This is a genomic window from Phytoactinopolyspora mesophila (assembly GCF_010122465.1).
Taxonomy (GTDB): Bacteria; Actinomycetota; Actinomycetes; order Jiangellales; family Jiangellaceae; genus Phytoactinopolyspora; species Phytoactinopolyspora mesophila.
In genome coordinates this window covers 223326-246572 of record NZ_WLZY01000001.1, presented here as the reverse complement: position 1 = coordinate 246572, position 23247 = coordinate 223326, and the positions used below count along the sequence as shown (strand labels likewise).

The 23247-nt window shown below is 65.1% G+C and carries 24 protein-coding genes, 1 tRNA gene and 1 pseudogene; 11 read left to right on the top strand and 15 right to left on the bottom strand.

Annotated features, from left to right (window positions below; translation table 11 throughout):
* The first annotated feature begins 131 nt into the window (after nucleotides 1–131).
* Both F7O44_RS01080 and F7O44_RS01075 read left to right on the top strand, forming a co-directional pair.
* The gene (locus F7O44_RS01080) at nucleotides 132–1358 is read left to right on the top strand and encodes an ATP-binding protein (RefSeq protein WP_162448348.1); all 1227 of its coding nucleotides are present in this window, start codon (nucleotides 132–134) and stop codon (nucleotides 1356–1358) included.
* A 180-nt stretch (nucleotides 1359–1538) separates the two neighbouring features.
* Nucleotides 1539–1862 carry a hypothetical protein gene (locus F7O44_RS01075; protein ID WP_162448347.1) on the top strand — a complete coding sequence of 108 codons (324 nt, stop codon included), beginning with the start codon at nucleotides 1539–1541 and terminating at the stop codon, nucleotides 1860–1862.
* A 223-nt stretch (nucleotides 1863–2085) separates the two neighbouring features.
* Here F7O44_RS01075 and F7O44_RS30860 read toward each other — a convergent pair whose 3' ends face one another.
* The 4 genes from F7O44_RS30860 to F7O44_RS01055 all read right to left on the bottom strand — a co-directional run bounded on the left by F7O44_RS30860 (nucleotide 2086) and on the right by F7O44_RS01055 (nucleotide 4291).
* The gene (locus F7O44_RS30860) at nucleotides 2086–2472 is read right to left on the bottom strand and encodes a HepT-like ribonuclease domain-containing protein (protein ID WP_162448346.1); all 387 of its coding nucleotides are present in this window, start codon (nucleotides 2470–2472) and stop codon (nucleotides 2086–2088) included.
* 2 nt (nucleotides 2473–2474) lie between these two features.
* Nucleotides 2475–2996, bottom strand: coding sequence for a helix-turn-helix domain-containing protein (locus F7O44_RS01065; protein WP_162449251.1), 522 nt, complete (start codon nucleotides 2994–2996; stop codon nucleotides 2475–2477).
* Between the two features lie 654 nt (nucleotides 2997–3650).
* Complete coding sequence (locus F7O44_RS01060) at nucleotides 3651–4046, bottom strand: DUF5615 family PIN-like protein (RefSeq protein WP_162448345.1); 396 nt, start codon at nucleotides 4044–4046, stop codon at nucleotides 3651–3653.
* Nucleotides 4043–4291, bottom strand: a complete 249-nt coding sequence (locus F7O44_RS01055) for a DUF433 domain-containing protein (protein ID WP_162448344.1) — start codon at nucleotides 4289–4291, stop codon at nucleotides 4043–4045. Before F7O44_RS01055 ends, F7O44_RS01060 begins: the two co-directional genes overlap by 4 nt.
* Before the next feature lie 1259 nt (nucleotides 4292–5550).
* Here F7O44_RS01055 and F7O44_RS01050 point away from each other — a divergent pair.
* Nucleotides 5551–5874, top strand: a complete 324-nt coding sequence (locus F7O44_RS01050; protein WP_162448343.1) for an antitoxin VbhA family protein — start codon at nucleotides 5551–5553, stop codon at nucleotides 5872–5874.
* Nucleotides 5875–6005: 131 nt separating this feature from the next.
* Here the strand turns inward: F7O44_RS01050 and F7O44_RS01045 are convergent, their stop codons facing one another.
* On the bottom strand, nucleotides 6006–6722 hold the full coding sequence (locus F7O44_RS01045) for a VOC family protein (RefSeq protein ID WP_162448342.1): 717 nt from the start codon (nucleotides 6720–6722) through the stop codon (nucleotides 6006–6008).
* Nucleotides 6723–6774: 52 nt separating this feature from the next.
* On the opposite strand from F7O44_RS01045, the pseudogene F7O44_RS32235 reads away from it, so the two are divergent.
* A pseudogene (locus F7O44_RS32235) lies at nucleotides 6775–7029 on the top strand (Fic family protein); the annotation flags it as partial.
* On the opposite strand, the gene F7O44_RS29875 reads toward F7O44_RS32235, so the two are convergent.
* On the bottom strand, nucleotides 7002–7823 hold the full coding sequence (locus F7O44_RS29875; protein WP_222850931.1) for an MBL fold metallo-hydrolase: 822 nt from the start codon (nucleotides 7821–7823) through the stop codon (nucleotides 7002–7004). The pseudogene F7O44_RS32235 and the gene F7O44_RS29875 sit on opposite strands and share 28 nt — an antisense overlap.
* A 338-nt stretch (nucleotides 7824–8161) precedes the next feature.
* On the opposite strand from F7O44_RS29875, the gene F7O44_RS01030 reads away from it, so the two are divergent.
* The 3 genes from F7O44_RS01030 (at nucleotide 8162) to F7O44_RS01020 (ending at nucleotide 12164) form a co-directional block, all read left to right on the top strand.
* Nucleotides 8162–8683, top strand: coding sequence for a 2'-5' RNA ligase family protein (locus F7O44_RS01030; RefSeq protein WP_281353359.1), 522 nt, complete (start codon nucleotides 8162–8164; stop codon nucleotides 8681–8683).
* A 734-nt stretch (nucleotides 8684–9417) separates the two neighbouring features.
* The gene (locus tag F7O44_RS01025) at nucleotides 9418–10206 is read left to right on the top strand and encodes a phosphotransferase (protein ID WP_162448340.1); all 789 of its coding nucleotides are present in this window, start codon (nucleotides 9418–9420) and stop codon (nucleotides 10204–10206) included.
* Nucleotides 10207–10892: 686 nt separating this feature from the next.
* Complete coding sequence (locus tag F7O44_RS01020; protein ID WP_162448339.1) at nucleotides 10893–12164, top strand: ATP-binding protein; 1272 nt, start codon at nucleotides 10893–10895, stop codon at nucleotides 12162–12164.
* A gap of 90 nt (nucleotides 12165–12254) precedes the next feature.
* On the opposite strand, the gene F7O44_RS01015 is transcribed toward F7O44_RS01020, so the two are convergent.
* The 3 genes from F7O44_RS01015 to F7O44_RS01005 all read right to left on the bottom strand — a co-directional run bounded on the left by F7O44_RS01015 (nucleotide 12255) and on the right by F7O44_RS01005 (nucleotide 14514).
* Nucleotides 12255–12339, bottom strand: a tRNA-Leu gene (locus F7O44_RS01015).
* A 78-nt stretch (nucleotides 12340–12417) separates the two neighbouring features.
* The gene (locus F7O44_RS01010; RefSeq protein WP_162448338.1) at nucleotides 12418–13548 is read right to left on the bottom strand and encodes a hypothetical protein; all 1131 of its coding nucleotides are present in this window, start codon (nucleotides 13546–13548) and stop codon (nucleotides 12418–12420) included.
* A gap of 51 nt (nucleotides 13549–13599) precedes the next feature.
* Complete coding sequence (locus tag F7O44_RS01005; RefSeq protein ID WP_162448337.1) at nucleotides 13600–14514, bottom strand: aldose epimerase family protein; 915 nt, start codon at nucleotides 14512–14514, stop codon at nucleotides 13600–13602.
* Nucleotides 14515–14539: 25 nt separating this feature from the next.
* Here F7O44_RS01005 and F7O44_RS01000 point away from each other — a divergent pair, with 25 nt between their 5' ends.
* Entirely contained in the window at nucleotides 14540–15421 is an 882-nt protein-coding gene (locus F7O44_RS01000; RefSeq protein ID WP_162448336.1) for an NUDIX domain-containing protein, read from the top strand.
* A gap of 29 nt (nucleotides 15422–15450) precedes the next feature.
* Here F7O44_RS01000 and ku read toward each other — a convergent pair whose 3' ends face one another.
* Nucleotides 15451–16317 carry a non-homologous end joining protein Ku gene (gene ku, locus F7O44_RS00995; protein ID WP_162448335.1) on the bottom strand — a complete coding sequence of 289 codons (867 nt, stop codon included), beginning with the start codon at nucleotides 16315–16317 and terminating at the stop codon, nucleotides 15451–15453.
* A gap of 165 nt (nucleotides 16318–16482) precedes the next feature.
* Between ku and F7O44_RS00990 the strand changes: the two genes are divergently transcribed.
* On the top strand, nucleotides 16483–16647 hold the full coding sequence (locus F7O44_RS00990; protein ID WP_162448334.1) for a hypothetical protein: 165 nt from the start codon (nucleotides 16483–16485) through the stop codon (nucleotides 16645–16647).
* Nucleotides 16648–16676: 29 nt separating this feature from the next.
* On the opposite strand, the gene F7O44_RS31455 is transcribed toward F7O44_RS00990, so the two are convergent.
* The 5 genes from F7O44_RS31455 to F7O44_RS00965 form a co-directional block, all read right to left on the bottom strand.
* A complete protein-coding gene (locus tag F7O44_RS31455) occupies nucleotides 16677–17474 on the bottom strand; it encodes a TrmH family RNA methyltransferase (protein ID WP_162448333.1) in 798 nt (265 codons plus the stop codon).
* 108 nt (nucleotides 17475–17582) lie between these two features.
* Nucleotides 17583–18332 carry a TSUP family transporter gene (locus F7O44_RS00980; RefSeq protein WP_162448332.1) on the bottom strand — a complete coding sequence of 250 codons (750 nt, stop codon included), beginning with the start codon at nucleotides 18330–18332 and terminating at the stop codon, nucleotides 17583–17585.
* Nucleotides 18329–19579 carry an SPFH domain-containing protein gene (locus F7O44_RS00975; protein ID WP_162448331.1) on the bottom strand — a complete coding sequence of 417 codons (1251 nt, stop codon included), beginning with the start codon at nucleotides 19577–19579 and terminating at the stop codon, nucleotides 18329–18331. The genes F7O44_RS00980 and F7O44_RS00975 overlap by 4 nt, the downstream gene beginning before the upstream one ends.
* Before the next feature lie 87 nt (nucleotides 19580–19666).
* A complete protein-coding gene (locus tag F7O44_RS00970) occupies nucleotides 19667–20134 on the bottom strand; it encodes an NfeD family protein (protein ID WP_162448330.1) in 468 nt (155 codons plus the stop codon).
* Between the two features lie 39 nt (nucleotides 20135–20173).
* On the bottom strand, nucleotides 20174–20956 hold the full coding sequence (locus tag F7O44_RS00965; protein WP_162448329.1) for an ABC transporter ATP-binding protein: 783 nt from the start codon (nucleotides 20954–20956) through the stop codon (nucleotides 20174–20176).
* 249 nt (nucleotides 20957–21205) lie between these two features.
* Here F7O44_RS00965 and F7O44_RS00960 point away from each other — a divergent pair, with 249 nt between their 5' ends.
* Entirely contained in the window at nucleotides 21206–21994 is a 789-nt protein-coding gene (locus tag F7O44_RS00960; RefSeq protein ID WP_162448328.1) for a hypothetical protein, read from the top strand.
* 13 nt (nucleotides 21995–22007) lie between these two features.
* Complete coding sequence (gene serB, locus F7O44_RS00955; RefSeq protein ID WP_162449249.1) at nucleotides 22008–23237, top strand: phosphoserine phosphatase SerB; 1230 nt, start codon at nucleotides 22008–22010, stop codon at nucleotides 23235–23237.
* The last annotated feature ends 10 nt before the right edge of the window (nucleotides 23238–23247 follow it).

Genomic DNA, 23247 nt, shown 5'->3' with positions numbered 1-23247 from the left:
CGGTCGGGACGGACGCTGTCGACGCGTCGAGGCGAATGCCGAGATCGTCTCGAGTCGGTGGCGATTGTAGTCGCCACGGCACGCAAAACGGACTACGATGGCGGTTCTAGTCGCCACAGGAAAGTTGATCGATGAGTCTTGTAGATAGGCCTCTGTACCTCGACCGAATCGCAGCCTTCATCGACGCTCCGGTCGTCAAGGTACTCACCGGCTTGCGCCGCTCCGGCAAGTCCCGACTCCTCGAACTCACTGCCGGACTGATCCGCGACCGTGGTGTGCCGAATGAGCGGATTCTGCACCTAAACTTCGACTCGCTCAAATGGTCCCATCTCCGCTCGGCAGAGGCTCTGGATTCCTTCATCACAGCCACCCTGCCCGCCGATGGCCGAGTCTACGTCCTGCTGGACGAGATCCAGGAGGTTGATGAGTGGGAACGTCTGGTGAACTCCCTCGTCGTCGGAGGCAGGACCGACCTCTGCATCACCGGGTCCAACTCACGCCTACTATCCGGAGAACTTGCAACCTATATCGCCGGTCGGTACGTCTCGATCGACGTGTGGCCGCTGTCCTTCCGGGAGTATCTCGACTTCACGGCGATGTACTCGGACCGAGACACGTCCCGCACGGATGAAGAGTTCGCTCGGTTCCTGCGACTCGGAGGCTTTCCCGGGGTGCACATCCTCCCGTTCGAGGAGCCTGATGCACACGCGCTGGTCACCGACATCTACCAATCGACGCTCGTCCGGGATGTTCTGACCCGCCACGCAATCCGTGATGCCGACATGTTCGAGCGAGTGGCCGCATTCGCGCTGGACAACGTCGGCAACCCGTTCTCCGCCCGGCGGGTCGCGCAATATCTAAAGTCCCAACGGCGAACCGTCCGGCACGAGACGGTGCTGAACTACCTCTCGGCATTGGCCGAGGCGTTCGTCATCGCCCGTGTTCCGCGCTACGACGTCAGAGGACGCGCCCTACTCGCCACCGACGAAAAGCATTACGCAGGGGACCACGGGCTCGTCCATGCCTTGTTCGGCTACTCCGACCAACGCCTTCCCGGCGTATTGGAGAATATCGTATGGTCCGAGCTTCGGCGCCGCGGCTACGACGTGACGATCGGCAAGGTCGGCGCTACCGAGGTCGACTTCGTCGCAACCCGGCGCGACGAGATCCTCTACGTCCAGGTCGCCACCACAATCGCCGCATCACCCGAAACTCGCCAACGCGAGTACGCGCCACTGGAGGCGATCCCGGACAACCATCCGAAGTACGTACTGACCCTCGACCCGCTCGCCGGGGACCAGACCGGCGGCATCCACCACCAGCGCATCCCCGACTTCCTCCTCGCCGACACCTATTGACATCATCCCCAACGAGCGCATCGTCTACACCACGGCCTTGTTCACCGACGAGGGCCCCTCGACCGTTCCGCGCAAGCCCTGAATCGATCACCCTTGAAGGAAACGGGTGGAGGCCATGAAGCGACGCAGGTCTGCGGCGTCCAATTCGACGCCGACGACCCTGAAGCATGGTCCTGCAACGTGGCGTACTTGGGTCGGCACATCCCTACCGACCGACCCGGCACCGTGCACGTTCTGCACTTCGACCAACCCACCTACGTGCAAGAGGGCGATCGTGGGCATATGCAGCCGACGACCCACTATGTCGGTTGGACCGGCCGACGAGTCGAGCGGCGGGTGCGGCAGCACGCCGTGCCCGCCGACAGCGTCGTCGACAAGATGCCGGGCACGGCGGAGGACGAAAAACAGCTCAAGGCGACCGGCCACTGCCTGCGCTATGGGAGGCTGCAAGCGCCCGAGTGCCTGAGTGCCGCGCCACAGCGGCACCAACGAACCGAACGTTGACTGCCCACCGTCAACCTCGCCCGCGATACGTTTCCTGGCGCTCGTGGTGACCACCAAGGCCGGCCACGAGGTGCGCCTCGTCCCGAGCCGCGACCACGCTCCACCCTGAAGCGTGGGATTCTGGTGAGTGTCCGAGGACCGACTTGTCCACCTAGACTCACCCTCGGTGTCACCCTCGGCCTGGAGTAGTCCACACGCTCGCCTCTGTACGGGGGACGGCTACTCACGACCCGTCGCTTGCGCCTGCCTGCGAGTCGTCGGTGTCGAGGACCGTCCTGGCCGTCTCGATCTCGTCGCTGAGAGCTTCGCGTAGCTCTGGGGCGTGTTTGGCGACCACAGACCAGACAATATCGTCGTCGACGGTCCAGTAGTTGTGCGCGATACGGTTACGCATCCCCCTGATCAGCCGCCACGGCACTGCCGGATGAGTCTCCAACCATTGCTCACCCAGACGCTCAAGATCAGCGGCTAGGCGGATGACGTTGTACTGACACGCACGAGCAACTGCGATATCAGCGTCATACGCAGCCCGCCCACGCTCTGCCAACTGGGCCATCTCGCCCAGCGAAGCACCGACGTAGAGCAAACGCTCGGCAGTACGAACGTCCACCGTCAAGCCGCCAGAGCCAGCGGTTCGCGGTGACGGTTCACACCACGCCGAAGCAGATCGTTGGACTCCAGCTCGGCAGTGGTCACGACCTGCACGGGACAACCGAGCACAGTGGACAGTTCCTCATCCAGACCAATAATTTCAGCAGCCGTCGCCCCGGGCTCAAGTTCAACCAGCAGGTCAAGATCCGAATCCGGCCGATCATCACCCCGCGCCACGGAACCAAACACCCAGACCTGGGTGACCGGGAAACGAGTGAACACTGCGGCGACGGCACCGCGATGACGATCAAGCAACACCGATGGCCGAACTGTATTCACCAAACGCGCGTCAAGATCGAACCCCGCAGCATTCAGCAACCGCTCAAGCATCGCCACCGACGGCTGCCGCCGCCCAGACTCAACCGCTGCCACCGTCGACTGCGGAACACCAGCTGCACGAGCAAGCTCACGCTGCGACACACCACGCTTCGCCCGCGCCGCAGCCACCAAGCCCGCCGCCGTACCGCGCCTCACCGCACTCATCTCACGTTCAGCCAGAGCCATACACCCATGATAGCGAATTCGCTGTCACAGCGAATCGCCTCCACCGCCGCCGGGACACGAACCGTACTAAAGGAAGGACCCCTCGAACACGATGCACCGCTGATCCGCGCCTCGCGCACGTAGCTTCTCGGCCTCGTGCACGTCGAGATCTTCGAGGATCGCCACGCTCCACAACGGACGATAAAACCCTTCGACGGCTAGCGAGAGGAGGAAGACGCGCTGACGGCTCGGCCACAGAACACTGGTATCACAAACGGCCGAGAACGTGTCCTCATCCTGTCAGAAGAAGGACCCCGTCAACGCGAGCCAGCGGGCCCTGCGGCCTGCTGCTACCTCGGGCCCGGACACGTCGAAGGTCTTCGGCGACAGTCTCCGGGCTCTCATCGAGGTCGTATCCAGCAGGTGGGCGGCACAGTAACGGCACAGGCCAACGTCACGATGGAAGAGCGAGCTGAACTCTACAATGCGCTCGCCATTCGTCTCACATTCACACCCGCCCCGCGCCAGGTCAAAGTGGATATTGACCCCGCGCGGGGGGTTTGGGCGTGTCCGAGGACCGACTTGACCACCTACCACACGCACACGGTGATCAACCTAGCCGCCTGACCTGCGGCCTTGCCGACCGGCCTCGGCTCACGTGGTCTTGTTTGGTACACCGAGTGGGAGCAGCTCCGCCCGGATCGGCTTATTTGGCGCGAGGGAGAAGACAGCGTTGCCGTGTTCGGTAATGATCTGTTCGATCTGCGGGAGATTCGCAACCAAGATCGCCGCGATTTGTTCTGTCGGCGTCGTTCGCATCTCACGAGTGATCAACACACTCGGACAATCCGCACTCGATGCCGCGAGGAACTTGGTCAGCTTCTTATCCGCGGTCACCAGCATGCGGTCCTGCGTGCAGCACCAAGACAGAATCTGCGGATCAGCGGTTGTCGCCAGCCCGACATCCTCGGTATGGGCGACGTCGTGGCCATGGGTCTCAAGCAACGAGGCAAGCCGACGAGGCAAGTTCTGATCAATCAGCAGCCTCACGCCGGTTCCTTGAGCGGCACGTAGAGCTCCCGATGCGCCAGAGCAGCCGCATAGCCCAGGACCTGCTGAACATCCTCCGGCTCGATGAACGGAAAGTCCGTGTGGATCTGTTCGAACGTCCAGCCCGCAGCCAGCAACTCCAGCAGATGTTCAACGCTGAACCGGTAGCCACGAATGCACGGCTGACCACCAAGCTTGTCAGGCTCAACAGTCAAACGATCAAAACCAGGCACAGTCTGCGGCATGGCTCCAGTGTAAACCTCCAACGCATCCATGTACGGACAGAAGAAGGCATGTAGCCATTGCTCATCGCCACCACGCCGCAGCCTCCCACGACCGCTCTTCAAATACGTCACGCGATCCAGAAGTGACGGCAACTAGCATGCGCTACGTGGATACCCTGCCCAGTGGTGTTGTCACCGGCCTGATAGTGGCCGCCTTGATTGCCTTAGCCAGCTGGGCGTGAGCTCGTGACCGTCTGCCGATAAGAGTTCGCAGCGCCCCACGCCCAGCTCGCGCAACCTCGACCCCGAACCCGCACGCCGTGTCGGTGCGTACCGAGATAGATGACGGCCTGCCTCCGCTCGATTCGCCTTCCCCACGCCGCCGCGGCAACCGGCGCCAGACCCATGGGCGAGCACCGAGAGATACATCAAGTGGGCGGCGCATAACGGCGGGGTGCCCCTGGGGCGTTTCAACCATCGCTTCACCATTCGAGGAGCAGAAGACACTGCCGTACATCTTGAAAGATCGCGGTGCGTGTTCTAGACCGCCGCGATCCCCTCCATGGAACGGTCGTGGGCGAGAATGCTGGTGGCGATTCCGTCGATCGCTACCTCATCGCCGACCTGGACGACATCGACGAACATGGTCACGCCAAGACTGAGCAGGCCGTCGACGAATGGGACACGCAGCTCGACGATTTCGTATCTCGACCATGGAATCTGTTGACCGTGTCAAGAACGGACGTTGACGCCTTCGTCCTGTCCGCGACAACTGACCGATACGACTGCCAGTTCATCGTCGAGGTCCACTACCGAGGTGAGCATCGAAGCGGCATCGTACGGCTTGAGGGGGAACGAGGTCCCTTTCGGGTTTTCTGCCCTTCCCTACCCCTAGCTTTGGCTCAGCTCATCCCCCAGCTGAGTGACCTCGACGTTAGAGGAACCGCGTGCGACTCCAGTGGGAAGACAGCTTCCCGCGGCGCCTCACACCGACTGCCATGTCAGTCATCTACGTTGACAACAACGTAGATCGCCAGGACGCTGGGCACCAGCAAAAAGCAGGTGGGAGTTCAAGTCCCCCACCGGGTCGGCTCTACTCGCATTTATGCAGGTCAGAGACCTGCGGCGTGTCCGAGGGGGGACTTGTCCACTTAACCTCACCCACACCGCCATGCTCGACCTTCCCGTACGATGTGCGTCCTTTCGCGCATCCGACGACCCCCGGCCACAAACGTTCAAATGTGTACACAAACGTGATCTCAATTAGATACACTTAAGAGATGAGGCTTCAAACCCTGTCCGTGCGGGAAGCACGAGAACAACTTCCTGGCTTACTGGCCCGCTTCCGCAAGGGGGACCGCTCCCCCATCGGTGTCGGCTCACACCGTAAAACCGAAGCCGTCGTGGTGCCGGTCGACGTCTACGACGAACTTACCGCCGAACGAGATCGAGCCGCAGCCGAAGCCGAAGCCACAGCATCCCTGCGGGCCGAAGGATTAACCCCCAGCTCCGACGCAGACGCGATCACCCAACGCTGGATCCGCGGAGAAATCACCACCCAGCACATGCGAACCTTGATCCGCGAACTTCACCGCGCCCCGTGACTGATCCGTACCTCGATCCAGACAGCAGCGTCCTACTCAACCGTCTCGAAATCAGCGACGCCGAACAGTTGCGGACGGCGGCGACATCCTCGCGACGATTCAGATCGATACGTGACCAACAGCATCGGCATTCAGGGTGCCCGGAGGCGAAACTCGCGTCCGTCAGGGTCGGCGAGGACGATCACCCCACGATCGTTCGACCGAAGGCTCTGGGCCCCGAGCCCCACGAGCCGGTCGACCTCAGCCTCCAGGTCGCCGCCGGTCGCCACGAGTTCGAAGCGCTGCCGACCGCTTCTCTGCGGGCCGAGGTCGTCCGGCGCGCGGTGCCACGCGTCCCACGACACCTTGGTGCCGCCTTGCGGGGACTGGACCGCGGTCTGCGCGCCCTTGTCCCACACCAGCGGCCAGCGCAGAGCCTTGCTCCAGAAAGCTCCGACCGCGCGGGTGCCGTCGCACGTGAACTCACCGAGACGGCCGCAGTCGGCTAGGAATCGGTTGCCCGGCTCGATGACGCAGAACTCATAGCCCTCGGGATCGGACAACACGATGTGTCCTTCATCGCGACGTTGGCCGACGTCCAGATGGCTCGCGCCCAGCTCCACCGCGATGGCCACGGTGTGCTGCTGGTCAGCAAGGCTCGTACTGGTCAGGTGCAGATGAATCCGGTGCTGACCAGCCGGGGGCACTCCATCGGCAACAAAACGCAGGCCGAGCTGCCCATCGGCACCAGGCAGAAGCACACCGTCGCCATCCTCAACCAGCTCACGCCCAAGCAGCCCGGCCCAGAACTGCGCCACGCGCGTTGGGTTCTGGGCGCCGTAGGTCACCGCCACCAGTGTCGACTGCACCGTCGCAAGCTACAACGAACCTGCCAAAGAACACCACCTACGCGGGCTCCAGCGCGAGAGATTCGTCGATCGACTCACCCACTACTTCGCCCAGGTCAACGCCTTCCACCCATTCTGCGAGGGCAACGGCCGAACACCGAGCCTTCTTCGGCCAGCTCAGTCACGACGCCGGCCGCCCCATCAACTGGTCACAACTCGACCCAGCGCAAACGAACACGCATCCATCCAGGTCAACTCCCCGGTAGCCGCGATTCCTCGGAGAGATCTCCTATCGCGACGTCAGCCTGGGCCAGTTAGATGGTCGTAGTCGCCTCGTGCCCAGGCTGCGTGTCGCTGCGCGGAGCTGCGCAGGCGGGCGCTGGCGTCGTGCGTGATCGCGCGGCCGAAGTTGCCGTAGATCCGGTCGAACTCGTAGCGTTCTAGATGATCAGCGATGCGCAGCACGACCGATGATGACAGCGGGATGCGGTTCGGGTACGACCGCATGAAGGCCAGCGATTCACCATCGGGATTGACAGCCACTGTGTCGCCGGTCAACAGCACGCCGGCGCCGTCCTCGCCCGCCCAATGCACCACGCTGCTGCCGGGGAAGTGTCCGCCCGGCTGGGACGCCACTACTCCCGGAACGAGCTCGATCTCCCCATCCCAGAAGGCCACCGAGGCAGGTGTGAGGCCGAGCCATTCGCGATCGAGTGACGACACGTACACCACAGCATCCCCGAGCGCGCGAGACCACAGCGACTGGAGGCCGTACATGTGCGGGTGTGACGCGATGATCGCTCGGAGCGGTCCCAAAGCCCGCACCGCTTCGACCGCATCGTTCGTCATCGACGCGGGCACCTCGACCATCACGTTGCCCGCTTCTGTCACGATGACCTTGGCCTGTTGATCGATCCCGGGCCCACCGCCGACACGGACCGACCACAGCCCTGGCTCGGCCAGGAAGACCTCGATGCGACCGGTGTAATCCGCGGGGTCAACCCAGTGCTGTCGTCGATCCTCGGCCAAGTACTGACGTTCGTCGGCACAGATCGGACAGACATAAGGAAGGGAGGCGGAGTCGTACTCGACCCCGCAAATCTCACATTGTCTGACTGACACGGACAAATCCATTGGGCCTGGGGCGTTGTCGTTCACATGTTCTCCTTGTGCTCGGAAGTCCCAGTGTGAAACTTCATGTGCACTTGAGGTCAACCGGAGAAGACCGGCAAGATGTGAGCATGCAGGATGAGCTCACCATCGGGGAGGTCGCAGCACGCGCCGGGTCGCCAGTTGGGCAGACAACTTGCCTCCGCTGACAATCTCGTGACAGCAGGTGTTCGCCTCGCCGATGCGCCGCACGATAGGCACGGAGAGGCGGCCTCCGGCTCGCCCCGTTATGCTTCGCCGCGTGCCAGCGCCGTCGCGGCCTCGACCTGGGCTTCCGGTATGGCCGCAAGATGCTCGTTCATCTTCCACTGAGCCGAGGCCGCTCGCTTTCGCGCGGTGCTGCGGCTCGTGCTCCGAACCCGGTGGCGGCGTTGGGTGTCCCGGCACACGTGACCGTACTGTTCCCGTTCGTCAGCCCACCCCAGATCGACGCCGAAGTTCTGCGACGAGTCGCCGCTGTGGCAGCCACCGTTAGCCCCTTTGACTACCGCCTCAGCACGACGGCGTGGTTCAACCATGACGTCGTCCATCTGGCGCCCGACAATCCCGCACCATTCGTCGACCTCACGACACGGATACACGCTGCATTCCCCGATTACCCGCCATACGGCGGTCAGTACAGTGAACCGATCCCGCACCTGACCATCGGCCACGGAGGCGACCTCACCACACTCAGCGCCGCCGAGAAGACCGTCCTCGCCCACCCTCCGGTGACGGGACGCGCATATCGGCTGACTTTGATGGTCGAGGAGCCCGGCGGTCATTGGGTGCCGCGGCTGGTGTTCCATCGGATGCGACGACGGATTCCATGACTCCTGAGTGCACCACCACCTAAAAGCCACATCAACGACGCCGCCTTATGGGCCCTCACATTCACGTTGACGGCCACCGACGGTGCTTCTCCGGAGTAGGCGCCGTCCTCCTCGCTCCACATCTGCTGAACGATCTGCAGGGTCTCCTTCTGGCGTTCGAACCGCTCCGCGAGGACGGGCATCGCACGCCTAGCCCGACGTGCTCGCGCTCGTACCACAGGGCACTGATCCCGAGCATCGCGCGGCCACGCACCGGCATGAGGAAGTTCCAGACCGGGACGTCCAAAGACGATTCAGGACTGACCCATGCCGGTATTCAATTCGATGTGGATCGACCTGCCCAATAGGTGCATGTGGCGGGCGACGCCGATGGTGGTGGCTCGGAGAACGTCGTCGCGCAGGACTGCACCGGACCAGCGATCGCCCCGGGGCACAAGCCTCCCACAGGCGGATTCCCCACATGAGGCGCTGGACCCGCCGCGGGTTACAAAGTAGCTGCGTGGGGGTACAAGTCGGCGATACGCCGAATGATCAAGCATCCTTGCAGGTCAGAGACCTGCGAAGGGTCCAAGGGGAGATTGTCCACTTACCACACGCACACCATCGTCGATCTGCGGACTGGACCGCGGCACCCGTCTCAGACCAGGGGATGCCGTACCCCGGTGCCAGTTTTCCTACCTAGCTTCTACCCTGTCCCCTGCCTTCCGGCCACCTACATGATTGAGTGGCGTTCCGTGGTCGATGATCCTGCGAATACCGAAGTCACCCTCGCCGGCGGAAACAGCAACCGCGTCACACGACTCGGCGCCACAGTACGTCGCAACACTGGACCACATACGCCTGCCGTACACGCCCTACTTCAACATCTCGAACGTCACGGATTCACCGGCAGCCCACGCCTACTCGGCGTTGAAGGCGGCCGAGAAATCCTCAGCTTCATCGACGGAGAGGCAGGAACCTACCCCATAAAGCCCGCCGTACAAACCACCGAAGCTCTCGATACCTCGGTCGCTCTGCTACAACGATTCCACGACGCCACAGCCGGACTCGCCCTCCCCGACGGATGGGTCGATCACCAAGTGGCCGGCACCACCAGCGAAGTCATCTGCCACTGGGACGCCGCGCCGTACAACATCGTCTACCAAGGATCACGCGCGGTCGGACTCATAGACTTCGACCACGCTGGCCCCGGGCGCCGAATCGACGACATCGCCTACCTCGCATACCGGCTCGCGCCGCTGTGCGCCGACACCAACCTCAACGCCGGCGGGTGGGACACTTCGGTCGACAGACTGGGCCGCCTCCGCCGAATCCTACGCCGCTATCCCAGCGAACACCGGACCTTGATACCCGACCTCGTGACAGACCGCCTCGAGAGAATGAAGCACTGGATCCTCACCCGCTCCGCCGCCGGCGACCCCACCGTAGAGGTGCACATCCGCGAGAACCACGTAGGAATCTACGCCGCCGACCAACACTTCATCACGTCGAACCGGGACACAATCCTCTCCGCACTCCAGTAATGAGAGGGTCTGTTGCACGACACCAGCGTAAAGCTCCAACGCTGCCATGAAACCGACAGACGACACGCACGCGATCGTGACCGCAGCCGTGCTCCGGTGAGCTCAGCGGGCGAGTGATGCGCACTCGGCCAACCGAGGCTGCCCCGTACGTCAGTGGCGGCGGATAGCCTCGCCAGGTATGAGTGTCCAATGGGCCTGCGTGGCGACAACACGCCGCTGCGGGCCCTTATCGACCAACTCGTCGCCCGCTAGGCGGTTTCCCGCCCTCATACGTCCCCGGAAACGCTACAGATCGTCAGCAGCACGTCGAAACACACCTTCAGCGGCTTCATCCGAGCCGCGCAGAGACGCGACACGGAGATGGCACACTCCTGCCACGAGTTCACAGCAACCGAACATGCCCCAGGGCTCACATCGGCGACACACCTAACGATCACCAGAATCTATGCAGGTCAGAGACCTTCGGCGTGTCCGAGTAGCGATCCGAACCACAACCTCACCGTCGTCCTGCGGACGAAGCTGAACCTTCGGTAGCGGCCGGTCGCTGTTGCCAGTGGGCGTCCGCTGGGTGCGGCAAATCTTCAGCGGGCGTTGCGGCAGATCGTTAGTTGCATTTACGGCAAATCCTCAGCCAGCTTGGCGGCAGATCGTTGTCTTACCTGTTCAAGAGGGCGTACATTTCTTCCATGGAGCCAGACACTACGGCCTTCGATGGAGTTCGGCCTCGACGGGCGACCGATGCTGTGCGTGTTGCCCTGACCGAGGCGCGCGTAGTACTCGTACAGGGCGCGCGTCAAGCCGGCAAGAGCACCCTGATGCGGATCATCACACAGGGCCATCCTGACGCTACATCGCGCACCCTCGACGATCCGGACATGCGGGCTGCGGCCGCCGCCGATCCCAAGAGCTTCGTCGATGTGCCAGGCATGCTCGCCATTGACGAAATCCAGCGCGTCCCCGAGCTGTTGTTGGCAATCAAGGCCGACGTGGATGAACTTCCACGTCGAGGACGCTTCCTTCTGACCGGTTCGGCTCGCGTCTTCGCGCTCAAATCGGTACCAGACGCGCTCCCGGGGCGCATCCAGACGATCGAACTCTGGCCCTTCTCCCAGGGCGAGATCGACCAAGCACCCGATGGGTTCGTCGATGCCGTCTTTGAACACGGCCCGAGCCTGCGGCACTCCACCACGCTGGGCCGGGCGGACTACGCCGAGCGTCTGGTGCGGGGTGGATTCCCGGAAGTGCTCACCCTTTCTCGCCCGGCCAGCCGTCGCAGATACTTCAACGCCTACGTCGAGGATCTGATCGAGCGTGAGATCACCGAGATCGGCGAGATCGAACGTGTCCCCGAACTACACACCGTGCTGCGACTGCTCGCAGCTCGGGCAGGCTCGTTGCTGGTTATGGATCCGATCGCCAGCGGCGCGCGCCTCGCCGCAATGACAGCGCGCCGCTATGTGACCTTGCTCGAACAGGTCTTCCTGGTCAAGCGCCTGCCCGCGTGGTCGAGGAACGTCAGCGCGCGGGCGACGGGAACTCCGAAGATCTTTTTCGTTGACTCAGGCATTGCCGCGCATCTGCTCATCCAAACGCCCCAGACTTTGCTGGAGCCAACGAACAACGCGTTTGGTCCGCTTCTGGAAAGCTTCGTCGTCTCCGAGATCTCACGACAGCTCAGCTGGAACGACGAGCCGATCGAGCTGTCCCACTATCGGACGCGCGACAAGGTCGAGGTGGACCTCATCCTCGAACATCCGCACCGCGGCGTCGTCGGTGTCGAGGTCAAGGCGGCGGCCACCGTCCGACAAGACGACTTCCGCGGCCTCAGACATCTCGCGGAGCGGGTAGGCGACGACTTCGTCGTCGGGATCGTGCTCTACTCAGGGCAGCAAACACTTTCATTTGGCCCAAACCTGCTCGCGATGCCCACAAGCGTGCTCTGGGAGGTCCAGCCCTGACCCCGTGACCTGCCGGTACACCAGCCTCTCCCGGCTGGACGCGATCGGCCGGCTTCCCCGCTGAGATCCGATGACCCACATACTTTCGAGTGTCCGAGGGGGGACTTGAACCCCCACCCCCTTGACGGGGACTAGCACCTCAAGCTAGCGCGTCTGCCTATTCCGCCACCCGGACTGGTGTCGACACTTAATGTGTCGCGGCCGAGTAACTGTACCAAACTCCAGCGGTGGTCTGTCCAACCGCGTGGTCCGGTCAGGTACTCGGTGCTGGACGGCGGGTTTCAGAAGATCCACATCCCGCTGCCCTCAGTTCAAGATACCGCGCCCGCGCTTCGAATACCGCACGCATCTCCTCCGTCACTCCCTCGAGGAACTCCTCGCGGTAGGTGGCGTCGGTGAGGATCGAGATCGCGTAGTAAAGCCCGGTGATCGCCGCCATGCCGCCAGCGACCCGAAGGAGGGCTTCAGTGATCTGGATGTCGTAACCGAACAGCTCCAGATCGTAGGACCACATTCCGTCGACCACCGCCCACGCCGTACGGACCTCCTCCCCCACGGCCAGGGCGCCAAAGGCGACGAAGAACGCACCCACGCCGACGCTGACGACGAACACCTGCAACGCCTGGCTGATGGTCAACGTCAACCCGACGTTGACCCGCTGCCGGCGATTCAGGGCGGGCGCGTCGCCACGTACGTCCGACTCCAGACGGCGGACCTGCCCGGGTATCCGGACGATGACGAACAGCGCACCCAGGCCCACGAACAGCCCAGCAACGATCCACACGAACAAGCGCGGCATCGTCGAGAACACCTGCCACATCTCCGCGTTCAGGAACAGCACCAGGGAGAACACCAGCAGCAGCGGCAGTGCTCTGACCAGGCGCGCCAGCGATTCCGCCAGCTCGTCTGCCACCCGCGTCAAGGCCCAGAACAGGGTCCCGATCAGCCCGTAGCCCACCACGAGATAGACCAGTGCGAGGAACAGGGAGTTGCCGGCGATGACCCCCAGCACCTGCCACCACTGGCCGCCGAAGATCAATGGCAGCAGTGCCGGGATGAACACGAAGGCCAAGAGCTCCGGCCGGCCGATCCGTTGGGGCAACGTCCAGAACCCGCGGCCGAGCAGACGGTTGAAGATCCCGAACGCGACCACGAGGATCGCCAGACCACCGAATGCGGCCGCCACGTTGCCGAGGAACGGCCAGTCGGTGTCGATGGCGCCGAGCATCTCGCCGAGGAAGACCAGGGCCAGCAGGGGCGCGGCCCGGGTGAAGATGTCCTCCGACGCGGAGTACCCCTCGATGAACAGCGGCAGACCGCTGCGGCGGAACGTCCTCTCATGCCGCGCCAGCTCCGCCTGGACGGGATCCTCAAAATCTGCCACGAACCGGACCCTATCGCTACGGGCAGCAGCAGCGCCGGATCCAGGCCGGTGTCACCGGGTCGCGGAGATTCCCCAGCTGCCGTGGAACGTCTCGCCTGGTTTCAGCACAACGAGCCCGTCTCCGCTGTTGAACGCGTCTACAGCGGCGGTCATCGGCTCGACCGCGAGGGACCGGCGACGCCCTTCAGCGATGCTCACGACGTCGGCGGTGTACAGCAGGACAAACGGCCACGACTCGTCCTGCCAGAGCGAGATCCGCCAGCCGTCGGGCCGTTGAACCACGGTTTGGGCATGCCCCGACGAATCACGGGTCAGCTCCGTGTACAGGCCCAGCTGGCTGTCCCCCACTTGGCGCGGCGCCCGGAAGTCGGTCTCGACATCGACGGCCGTGCGCTGCGTCATCATCCCGTTCTCGCCGAGCAAGATGGTCGATCCGGGCACCGTGACGGTGGCGTCGTCCACGAATCCGTCGCCGACGCTGAGATAGGGGTGGGCGCCCGCGGCGAACGGAGCGGCTGTGTCGCTGAGGTTCTCGACCCATAGCGCGGAACTCAACCCGGAATCGTCCAGGGACCAGGAGGCCTGCACTCGCAGTGTCCACGGATAACCCGGCCGGGCGGGGAGCACGGTGGCGAGCCGGATAGAGGACTCGTCTCGTTGCAGCACCTGGAACGGTAACCAACGGACGAGGCCGTGGATGGCTGTGGAGGTGCCGGGGTCGAGCGGAGTAGAAAGCTCTTCACCGTCGAAGACGTAGCGCCCCTCCCGGATTCGATTGGGCCACGGCACCAGCCACTGGCCCCGGGCGCTGGGGCACATCGTTCCAGCGGCATAACCCGCCACCATCTCGGTGCCGTCCACCGAATAGGCGCGCAGGCCGCCTCCGGCTTCGACGACCACGGCTTCTTGCCTACCAAGACGTAGGGTGTGCTCGCTCGCACCGCCCACCTCGACGAGTTCGGCCACGCCGCTCACCTTACGCTGGTAGGTAATGAACCACATCAGACACCGCACCGACGGCGACGGGTGGGTCGAGTGCGTTTGCGGACAGCGCCATTGGGGTTTGTACGGTTCGGCGGGGCTGATGGTGGTCGACCCTGCCCATGGCGTCCTGCTGCAGCACCGAGCCGAATGGAGCCACCACGGCGGCACGTGGGGCATTCCGGGCGGGGCGCGCGCGTCAGATGAGAACGCGCTCGCCGGAGCGAAACGGGAAGCCGAAGAGGAAGCGGCCATCCCGGCCGAGCACGTGCAGCCCACACACGCCTGGGTCGAGGATCACGGCTCTTGGTCCTATACGACCGTCATCGCCACGTGCGACGTTCCGTTCGATCCGTACCCGAGTGACCCGGAGAGCCTCGACATAGCCTGGGTGGCTCCCGACGACGTGGACACGCTGCCGCTGCATCCCGCTTTCGGCAAGCTCTGGCCGTCCATACGCGAGCAGGCGTTCCGCGAACTCGTCCTCGTGGTGGACGCAGCCAACGTCGTCGGTTCCCGCCCGGATGGGTGGTGGCGTGACCGCGCCGGAGCGGCGGAGAAGCTGCGCGACCGGCTCAGCGGTGCCCAACCCGTGCCCGGAGCACAGCTCGGGCTGCCGGCCACGTACTGGTGGCCGCGGATCCACCTGGTGGTCGAGGGCCAGGCGCGGAACATCGACGCGGCGGCGGCGGCGCCAGTGCCGGTCACGGTCGAGCGCGCGCCCGGAAGCGGCGACGACCTGATCGCCGCGGTGGTGCAGGACGCGGTGATGCGCCGCCCCGGCGACCACGTCGTCGTCGTGACCTCTGATCGTGAGCTACGGGGCCGCGTCGAGGACAACGGCGCCTCCACCGTCGGCCCACGAACCCTGGATCAGCTCCTCGATCCGTAACCCGTCAGGGCGATCCAGGGCGCTCGGCACTAGGCAGACTTGCGCGCCTTCTTGGCCGGCGCCTTCTTCGCCGCCTTCTTAGCCGGCGCCGACTCGTCGCGGCCACCCTTCGCGCCGCTCTTCGCGGTCTTGGCCTCCTCGACGCTGCGCCGCAGCGCCTCCATCAGGTCGACCACCTTGCCCTCGCCGGGCTCTTCCTCCTCGGCCGGAGCGCTGACCTCGCCGGTGCCGGATTTCGCCTCGATCACCTGCATCAAAGCTTCGCGGTAGTCGTCGGTGTACTCATCCGGCTCGAAATCACCGGACAGCGTCTCGATGTACGACTCCGCCATCGCCATCTCCTGCTTGCGGACCTGGACGTCCTCGGAGAGGAAACCGAACTCGGGCTTGCGGATCTCGTCCGGCCACAGCATGGTCTGGACGACGAGCACGCCCTCGTGCGAGCGCAGCACGGCCAGCCGCTCCCGGTTACGCAACGCCATCTTCACCACGCCCACCCGGCCGGACTCCTCGAGGGAATCACGCAGCAGAACGTACGGCTTGGTATCGCCGGTGGGCTCGACGTAATACGCACGCGACAGCGACGTCGGGTCGATCTGCGCGAAGGGCACGAACCCGAGCACCTCGACGGCCTTGCTCGACGCCACGGGCAGTTCGGCGAGGTCGTCGCTGGTCAGGATCACCATCTCACCGTCGGGCATCTCGTAGCCCTTGGCGATGTCGGCGTAGGCGACCTCATGCCCGCCCTTCTCGCAGAAACGCCGGTAACGGATCCGCCCGCCGTCCTCGGCGTGGACCTGCCGGAAGCTCACGTCCTTCTCCTCGGTGGCGGACACGAGCCGCACCGGGATCGACACCAGCCCGAATGAGATCGAGCCTCTCCACACCGTTTGCATTGGACGTCCCCGAGTAGTCGGTCTGTACCAGCGATGATGCCGCGATCTGCGGCATCTTGCCAGTATTGACCGCCGGAATGGGCAAAACTCATCGGCGTGCCTCTCAGGCAGATCGGACAGCGGCTGGCATCCTGAACGCATAGATGCTGGAAGGAGTGTCCGCTGATGGAATCACTGATCAGCTGGTGCGCCGACTGCGGCCAGCATGCCGTTTTCGACGCGGTTCCGGACGCCTCACCTGCTGAGTTTCTCTGCCGCGGCTGCGACGCCGCCGCGATCGTGGAGTACTCGCCTTCAGTCACTGCGCCGAGTCTGTCCGCCGTCGCCTGAGGCGTGTAGAGGACAACCGGCCGCGGAGATCAAGGACGCAGCACGTAGCAAGCGACGGCTGCCGCGGCGGCCACGTTCAACGAGTCAACGCCGCCACTCATGGGAATCGCCACTCGCCGGTCCGCCGCCCGCATCCACCGCTGTGTCAGCCCCTCCCCCTCGGTGCCGACGAGCAGCGCTATCCGGTCCGCCACCGCGACCGCGCCGATGTCCATGGCGTCGTCGCCCGGGGTCAGTGCCATGACCTCGAATCCGGCGTCGTGCAGGACGGTCGGGCCGTCGTACCAGTTCTCCACCCGCGTATACGGGACGGAGAAGACCGTGCCCATCGACACCTTGATAGCCCGCCGATAGAGCGGATCGGCACACCGCGGGCTCAGTAGCACCGCGTCCCAGCCAAGCGCCGCCGCGCCGCGGAACACCGCGCCGACGTTGGTGTGGTCGACGAGATCCTCCATGACCACCACTCGCCGGGTGTTTTCGACTACCGCCTCGATACTCGGCAGTGGCCGCCGGTGCAGCGAGGCAAGCGCACCCCGATGCACGTGAAAGCCGGTCACGTCCTCCACGAGCGGCTCAGGAGCCAGGAAACATGGCACGTCACCGGCCCGCTCGATGACATCACCGAGTGCCTGCGCCCAGCGCGGCGCCATCAGGAACGAGCGCACCGCATAGCCGGCCTCGACGGCGCGGCGTATGACTTTCTCCCCTTCAGCCAGGAACAGCCCGTGCTCCGCCTCCAGCGACGTGCGCAACTGGACGTCACGCAAGGACACGTAGTCGGCCAGCCTCGGATCGGCGGCATCGTCGATGTGTTCGAAAGGCACCGCACGTATTCTGCCGCAGCTATCGGATATCCGCCGACGACGGGCAGGGAACGGCACGCCGATGTGAGTCGATCCGCGATGCCACGCCCGCCGAGTGGGGGCCGCCGTTCAGTTCAGGATGAATGAGACGGTCGCGACGATCCCGACGACGATGACGACGACCCGCAGCACAACGGGCGCCAGCGAGCGAGCGATCCGGGCGCCGACGACCCCACCCGTGGCCGCGCCGATGGCGATCATCGCCACGACGGCCCAGTCCACATCGGCGATCGCGATGAACACGATGCCGGCCACCAAGTTGACCAGACCGGCCAGCACGTTCTTCGCCGCGTTGACCCGCTGCAGAGTCTCCGACAGCCCGAGACCGAGCACGGCGATCAGGATGACACCTTGGGCGGCGCCGAAGTAGCCGCCGTAGACGCTGCTGCCCAGCACCATCAGCCAGACCCAGAAGCCACCGTTCTCGCGGCGTGGTCGATGCTTCAGCTTCTGCGTCAGCCAAGGCTGAATCGCCACCAGCACACACGCGAGCACGATCAGGACTGGGACGATCGTCTCGAACGCCTCGGGCGGCAACTTGAGCAGCAGCAGTGCGCCCACCACCGCGCCGACCAATGCGACCGCGCCCAGTCGCAGCAGCCGATCCCGCTGCCCCACGAGTTCACGGCGATAACCCCAGGCGCCGGCCACCGAGCCAGGGACCAAGCCCACCGAGTTGGACACGTTGGCCACGACGGGCGGGTAACCGAGCGCCACCAGGGTGGGAAACGTGATCAGGCTGCCGGATCCGACGACGGTGTTGATGACGCCCGCGGCGAAGCCCGCCGCCACGATGGCGACGGCCTCCAGCAGGCTCACTCCCGGGGAGGCTGCGGCGGCGGGGGCGGCTCCGGCGCGCCACCGGGACCGGTGTCAGCGCCTGGACCGGCCCCGGGGTCACCGCTGTTCTCTGGTGCCGGCGTGCTGCGCCCCTGCGATGCCGCTTCCGCCGCTCGTAGCGCCTCGCGGACCTCGCTCTGCGCGGCGGACACGGCGGCTTCCCCTTCAGCGGCGGCATTGGCCGCGGCGTCCGAGACGTCTTCGGCCACTCCCGCGCCCGGGATCTGGTCCAGCCGCTGTTCTTCACCCTCGCCGTTGTCGTCGTAGTCCTCAGCCGAGCCTCCGCTGCCCGGCACACCCGGCAGGGCATTGCCGAACTTGCCCACGGCGGTGCCGAGACCCTCCAGCGCGGCACCGATCTCCGACGGCACGATCCAGACCTTGTTCGCATCACCCTTGGCGATCTCGGGCAGCATCTGCAGGTACTGGTAGGAGAGCAGCTTCTGATCCGGGCGGCCCTTGTGGATGGCGTTGAAGACGGCACCGATCGCCTTGGCCTCACCGTCGGCACGCAGGATCTGGGCCTGCTTGTCCGCCTCGGCACGCAGAATCTGCGAGGTCTTGTCACCTTCGGCGGAGAGGATGGCCGACTGCTTCTGGCCCTCCGCGGTGAGGATCTGGGACTGCCGGACACCTTCGGCGTTGAGGATCGCCGCACGCTTGTCGCGGTCGGCCCGCATCTGCTTCTCCATCGAGTCCTGGATGGACGGCGGCGGGTCGATGGCTTTGAGCTCGACTCGGTTGACGCGGATGCCCCACTTGCCGGTGGCTTCATCGAGCACTCCGCGCAGCGCGCTGTTGATCTCTTCACGGCTGGTGAGCGTGCGTTCGAGGTCCATACCACCGATGACGTTTCGCAGCGTGGTGACCGCCAGCTGCTCGATACCCTGGATGTAGTTGGCGATCTCGTAGGTAGCAGCCTTGGGGTCATTGACCTGGTAGTAGATCACGGTGTCGATCGACACGACCAGGTTGTCCTGGGTGATCACCGGCTGCGGCGGGAACGAGACCACTTGTTCACGAAGGTCGATCAGCGGCAGCACCCGATCGATGAACGGCACGACGATGGCCAGACCAGGCGACAGTGTGCGCTGATACCGTCCCAGGCGCTCGACGATGCCGGCCCGCGCCTGAGGAACGATGCGCACCGATTTGGCCAACGCCACCAGGACGAAGACGGCCAGCAAGAATATGACAATAAGAAGGAATGTCTGCCCGGCTTCCATCGATCACCTTTCACATGTATTCAGGTGCCGTCACGGCGTCATACGACGCCGCCGGGACATGCTCGGCGAGCGTCGACGGAGCCGACCCTACACCGGTTCGTCGCCCGGGAACACCAATGCCGTCGCGCCGTCGATCTCGACCACGTCGACACTCTTTCCCGGCTCGATCACCGAACGTCCGTCGAAGCTCCGGGCCGTCCACACCTCGCCGGCGAGTTTGATCCGGCCGCCGTCGCCGTCGACCTGCTCGAGCACCAGCGCGCTCTGGCCGACCAGGGCAGCCGCGCCGGTACGCACCCGGCTGGGAACCCGCATATGTCGTTTGGCGATGGGGCGCACGACCGCGATCAGAGCCGCGCTCACGCCGATGGCGATCAGGGCTTGCCCGATGAGCGGCACGCCGAAGACCGCCGCCAGGGCACCACTAGCCGCACCGGCCGCCAGCATCAGGAAGACGAGATCGACCGTGGTGGTCTCGATGATCCCGAAGATGAAGGCCAGTCCCAGCCATGCCGACCATTCGTTGTCGCCTAGCCAGTCCCAGAAGCCTTGCATCTGTCCACATTACCGTTGAGTACATATGGGTGTCTCGTCTCACGCGGAGCGCGCATTCCACCGGCCGTTCTGATGGCTGACGTCCAGCGCCACACCAAAGCAGCTGCTGAGGTTGTCGGCTGTGAGTGTGTCCTCGATGGGCCCGGAAGCGACGATTTTCCCGCCTCGCAAGAGCATGGCGTGGGTGATACCGACCGGGATCTCCTCCACATGATGGGTGACGAGAACGGTGGCCGGAGATGCCTCGTCGGTGGCGATCTGGCCGAGCGTGGCCACGAGTGTCTCGCGGCCCCCGAGGTCCAGGCCCGCCGTGGGCTCGTCGAGCAGGAGCAGCTCAGGATCGCTCATCAGGGCACGCGCGATCTGGGTGCGTTTGCGCTCGCCCTCGGACAGCGTCCCGAACGTCCTCCCGGCCAGGTGCGAGATCCCCAGCCGGTACAGCAATTCGAGCGCCCGCGCGTCGTCGAGATCCTCGTAGGATTCGCGCCAGGTGCCGAGCACCCCGTACGCGGCGGTACGCACCACGTCGAGGACCCATTCACTTCCCCGGATGCGCTCGGCCAGCGCCGCGCTGGTCAAACCGATTCGGGGACGGAGTTCGAAGACGTCCACCGCGCCCAGGACCTCACCCAGAACCGAGGCATACCCACTGGACGGGTGCATGTTGGTGGCGGCGATCTGCAGCAAGGTCGTCTTGCCGGCGCCGTTCGGACCGAGGATCACCCACCGTTCGTCCTCGGCAACCCGCCAGTTGATGCCCTCGAGGAGGTGGTTGCCAGACCGGGTCAATGTCACGTCGGCGAACTCGAGCACGTCGGACATTACGAAACTCGCTCCTTCGGGCCTCTACATACGCACACGGCAACACCCACGGGCACCATACCCGGCAGCGGTTCGCCGCTGTGCCATGCGCCCCACCGAAACTGCCCCCGCGGTCCGTGCTAGGGCTTCGAGGAGGGGTGCTACCAGGACCCCGGCCAGTTACAACTCTTGCCCCGCGGGGAGCCCCTCCGCCGCGCCGTAACGGCAAACCGCAGGCGCGGACACACCGACCCGTTACGCTGTGGGGTCATGGTGACGATGCCGCGCTCCGCGCGACTTGCGGCGTGGGCGACTGCTTGGCTGCACGACGACTGCACGCTCGACGACGTCGTGAACAGGGTGTGCGCCGACGACGAACCCCACAACGTGACCGACGTGCCAGGACACCCGTCAACGGTCAACTTCGTCTCCGCGCTGACTACCTTGCGAGCAGAGGGCGTCACCTCGTTCCAGGTCACGTTGCCGGCGCCAGGTGATCCGGTTGGCCTAGGCGGCCCGGCCGACCTGACCGCCGACGCCATCGATGCCGGCGAGGCCGTCCTGGCCACCGGCACCACCACCTACGCGCTTGTGCCCGACATTCAGGTCTTCGGCCCACCTGGAGATCAGGGGCACATGGTCACCTGGCGTTGCCGTCCGGCGGATTCGCCACCCGCCGGACCGAACCTGCCCGAAGCTGAACAAACGCTGGCCAGCACACTCCGCGAAACCGGCGCCACGCTGGCCAAGCTCGACGTCGCGGCCTGGAAACCAGAGGTTGCGGCGCTGCTCGACGACGTCCGTTCCGAGCCGATAGCAGAACCGTTGCCACGTACGTTCCCTGCCAAGGCTCAGGTGGTGGCCGCCCGCAGTATCCGCCTCATGGCGGTGGCCGACTTCGCGCTCGGCGACGACGGCGGGGCGGTCACCCTCGGCTCGGCGGAGTCCCGACGGGCGGCTCTCGCGCCGCTGGAACGGGCCGCGCGGCATGCGCTGATCGCCGCGTGCAACTCTCTCGCCGCCGGATCCGCCGCGGGGGTGCACCACGACGCCAGGTAACGTGAACGACGTTATGGTCGATTACTCACCTACCGAGCCCCGGACCCTGCTCGTGACTCTGACCGGACCGGACCGTCCAGGGCTGACGTCGCAGATCTTCGCCGCCATCTCGCCGCACCCTGTGGACATCCTGGACATCGAGCAGGTCACCGCCCGCGGAAAACTGACGCTGGCCATCGTGCTCAGCGCGCCGCCGGACGACACTATGCTGCGTCGAGGACTGGAGCAGGTGGCGGGGGCGCTGGGCCTCCACGTCGAGTTCAGTGCGGGAACCGGAGATCACGCCGAGCCCGCGGAACGGGCGCATGTCACCGTCCTGGGCTGCCCGTTGCAGCCGTCGGCGGTGGCCGCGCTGGCCGGATGCGTGGCCGGTGCCGGCGCCAACATCGACCGCATCCTGCGGCTGGCGTCCTACCCGGTGACCTCCATCGAGTTCGAGGTCTCCGGCGCCGATCCCGAGCGACTCAAGACGCTGCTCACCGCCGAGGCACTCGCCGCCGGTGTCGACGTCGCCGTACAGCCTTCCGGCCTGATCCGTCGCGCCAAGCGGCTCGTCGTCATGGATGTCGACTCCACCCTGATCCAAGGTGAGGTGGTGGAGATGCTCGCCGCCCGCGCGGGCGTGCTGGATCAGGTGGCCGAAGTCACCGAGGCGGCCATGCGCGGGGAGCTCGACTTCGGCGACTCGTTGCGGGCCCGCGTCGAACTGCTGGCCGGGCTGCCGGAGTCCGTGCTCGACGACGTCCGGGACGAAGTCCAGTTCACCCCCGGCGCCCGGACCCTCGTACGCACCCTTAAACGGCTCGACTACCGCTGCGGCATCGTCAGCGGCGGTTTCAGCCAGATCACCGACTCCCTGGCCGCTGACCTCGGACTCGACTTCGCCGCGGCGAACACGCTGGAGATCGTCGACGGAAGGCTCACCGGACGCCTCGTCGGACCCACGCTTGACCGGGCCGGCAAAGCCGACGCGCTGCGCCGCTTCGCTGCCGATGCCGACGTGCCGCTGTCGCAGACCATCGCCATCGGCGACGGCGCCAACGACCTCGACATGATCGCCGCCGCCGGACTCGGCGTGGCGTTCAATGCCAAACCCGTCGTGCGCGACGCCGCGGACACCGCCGTGAACGTGCCGTATCTCGACGCCGTGTTGTACCTGCTCGGGATCAGCCGCGCCGATGTCGAGGCAGCCGACGCCGCCGACGGTTACACCACGCCTGCACCTCCGGTCCCAACCCCTTGATCATTGGCGG

What these genes read in the sequence shown, in the direction of transcription:
- F7O44_RS01080 (WP_162448348.1), top strand. Translation starts at nt 132, where the DNA reads ATGAGTCTTGTAGATAGGCCTCTGTACCTCGACCGAATCGCAGCCTTC.
- F7O44_RS01065 (WP_162449251.1), bottom strand. Translation starts at nt 2,996, where the DNA reads ATGAGTGCGGTGAGGCGCGGTACGGCGGCGGGCTTGGTGGCTGCGGCG.
- F7O44_RS01055 (WP_162448344.1), bottom strand. Translation starts at nt 4,291, where the DNA reads ATGCCGCAGACTGTGCCTGGTTTTGATCGTTTGACTGTTGAGCCTGAC.
- F7O44_RS01050 (WP_162448343.1), top strand. Translation starts at nt 5,551, where the DNA reads ATGAGGCTTCAAACCCTGTCCGTGCGGGAAGCACGAGAACAACTTCCT.
- F7O44_RS01030 (WP_281353359.1), top strand. Translation starts at nt 8,162, where the DNA reads ATGCTCGTTCATCTTCCACTGAGCCGAGGCCGCTCGCTTTCGCGCGGT.
- F7O44_RS01020 (WP_162448339.1), top strand. Translation starts at nt 10,893, where the DNA reads ATGGAGCCAGACACTACGGCCTTCGATGGAGTTCGGCCTCGACGGGCG.
- F7O44_RS01000 (WP_162448336.1), top strand. Translation starts at nt 14,540, where the DNA reads ATGAACCACATCAGACACCGCACCGACGGCGACGGGTGGGTCGAGTGC.
- ku (WP_162448335.1), bottom strand. Translation starts at nt 16,317, where the DNA reads ATGCAAACGGTGTGGAGAGGCTCGATCTCATTCGGGCTGGTGTCGATC.
- F7O44_RS00990 (WP_162448334.1), top strand. Translation starts at nt 16,483, where the DNA reads ATGGAATCACTGATCAGCTGGTGCGCCGACTGCGGCCAGCATGCCGTT.
- F7O44_RS00975 (WP_162448331.1), bottom strand. Translation starts at nt 19,579, where the DNA reads ATGGAAGCCGGGCAGACATTCCTTCTTATTGTCATATTCTTGCTGGCC.
- F7O44_RS00970 (WP_162448330.1), bottom strand. Translation starts at nt 20,134, where the DNA reads ATGCAAGGCTTCTGGGACTGGCTAGGCGACAACGAATGGTCGGCATGG.
- F7O44_RS00965 (WP_162448329.1), bottom strand. Translation starts at nt 20,956, where the DNA reads ATGTCCGACGTGCTCGAGTTCGCCGACGTGACATTGACCCGGTCTGGC.
- F7O44_RS00960 (WP_162448328.1), top strand. Translation starts at nt 21,206, where the DNA reads ATGGTGACGATGCCGCGCTCCGCGCGACTTGCGGCGTGGGCGACTGCT.
- serB (WP_162449249.1), top strand. Translation starts at nt 22,008, where the DNA reads ATGGTCGATTACTCACCTACCGAGCCCCGGACCCTGCTCGTGACTCTG.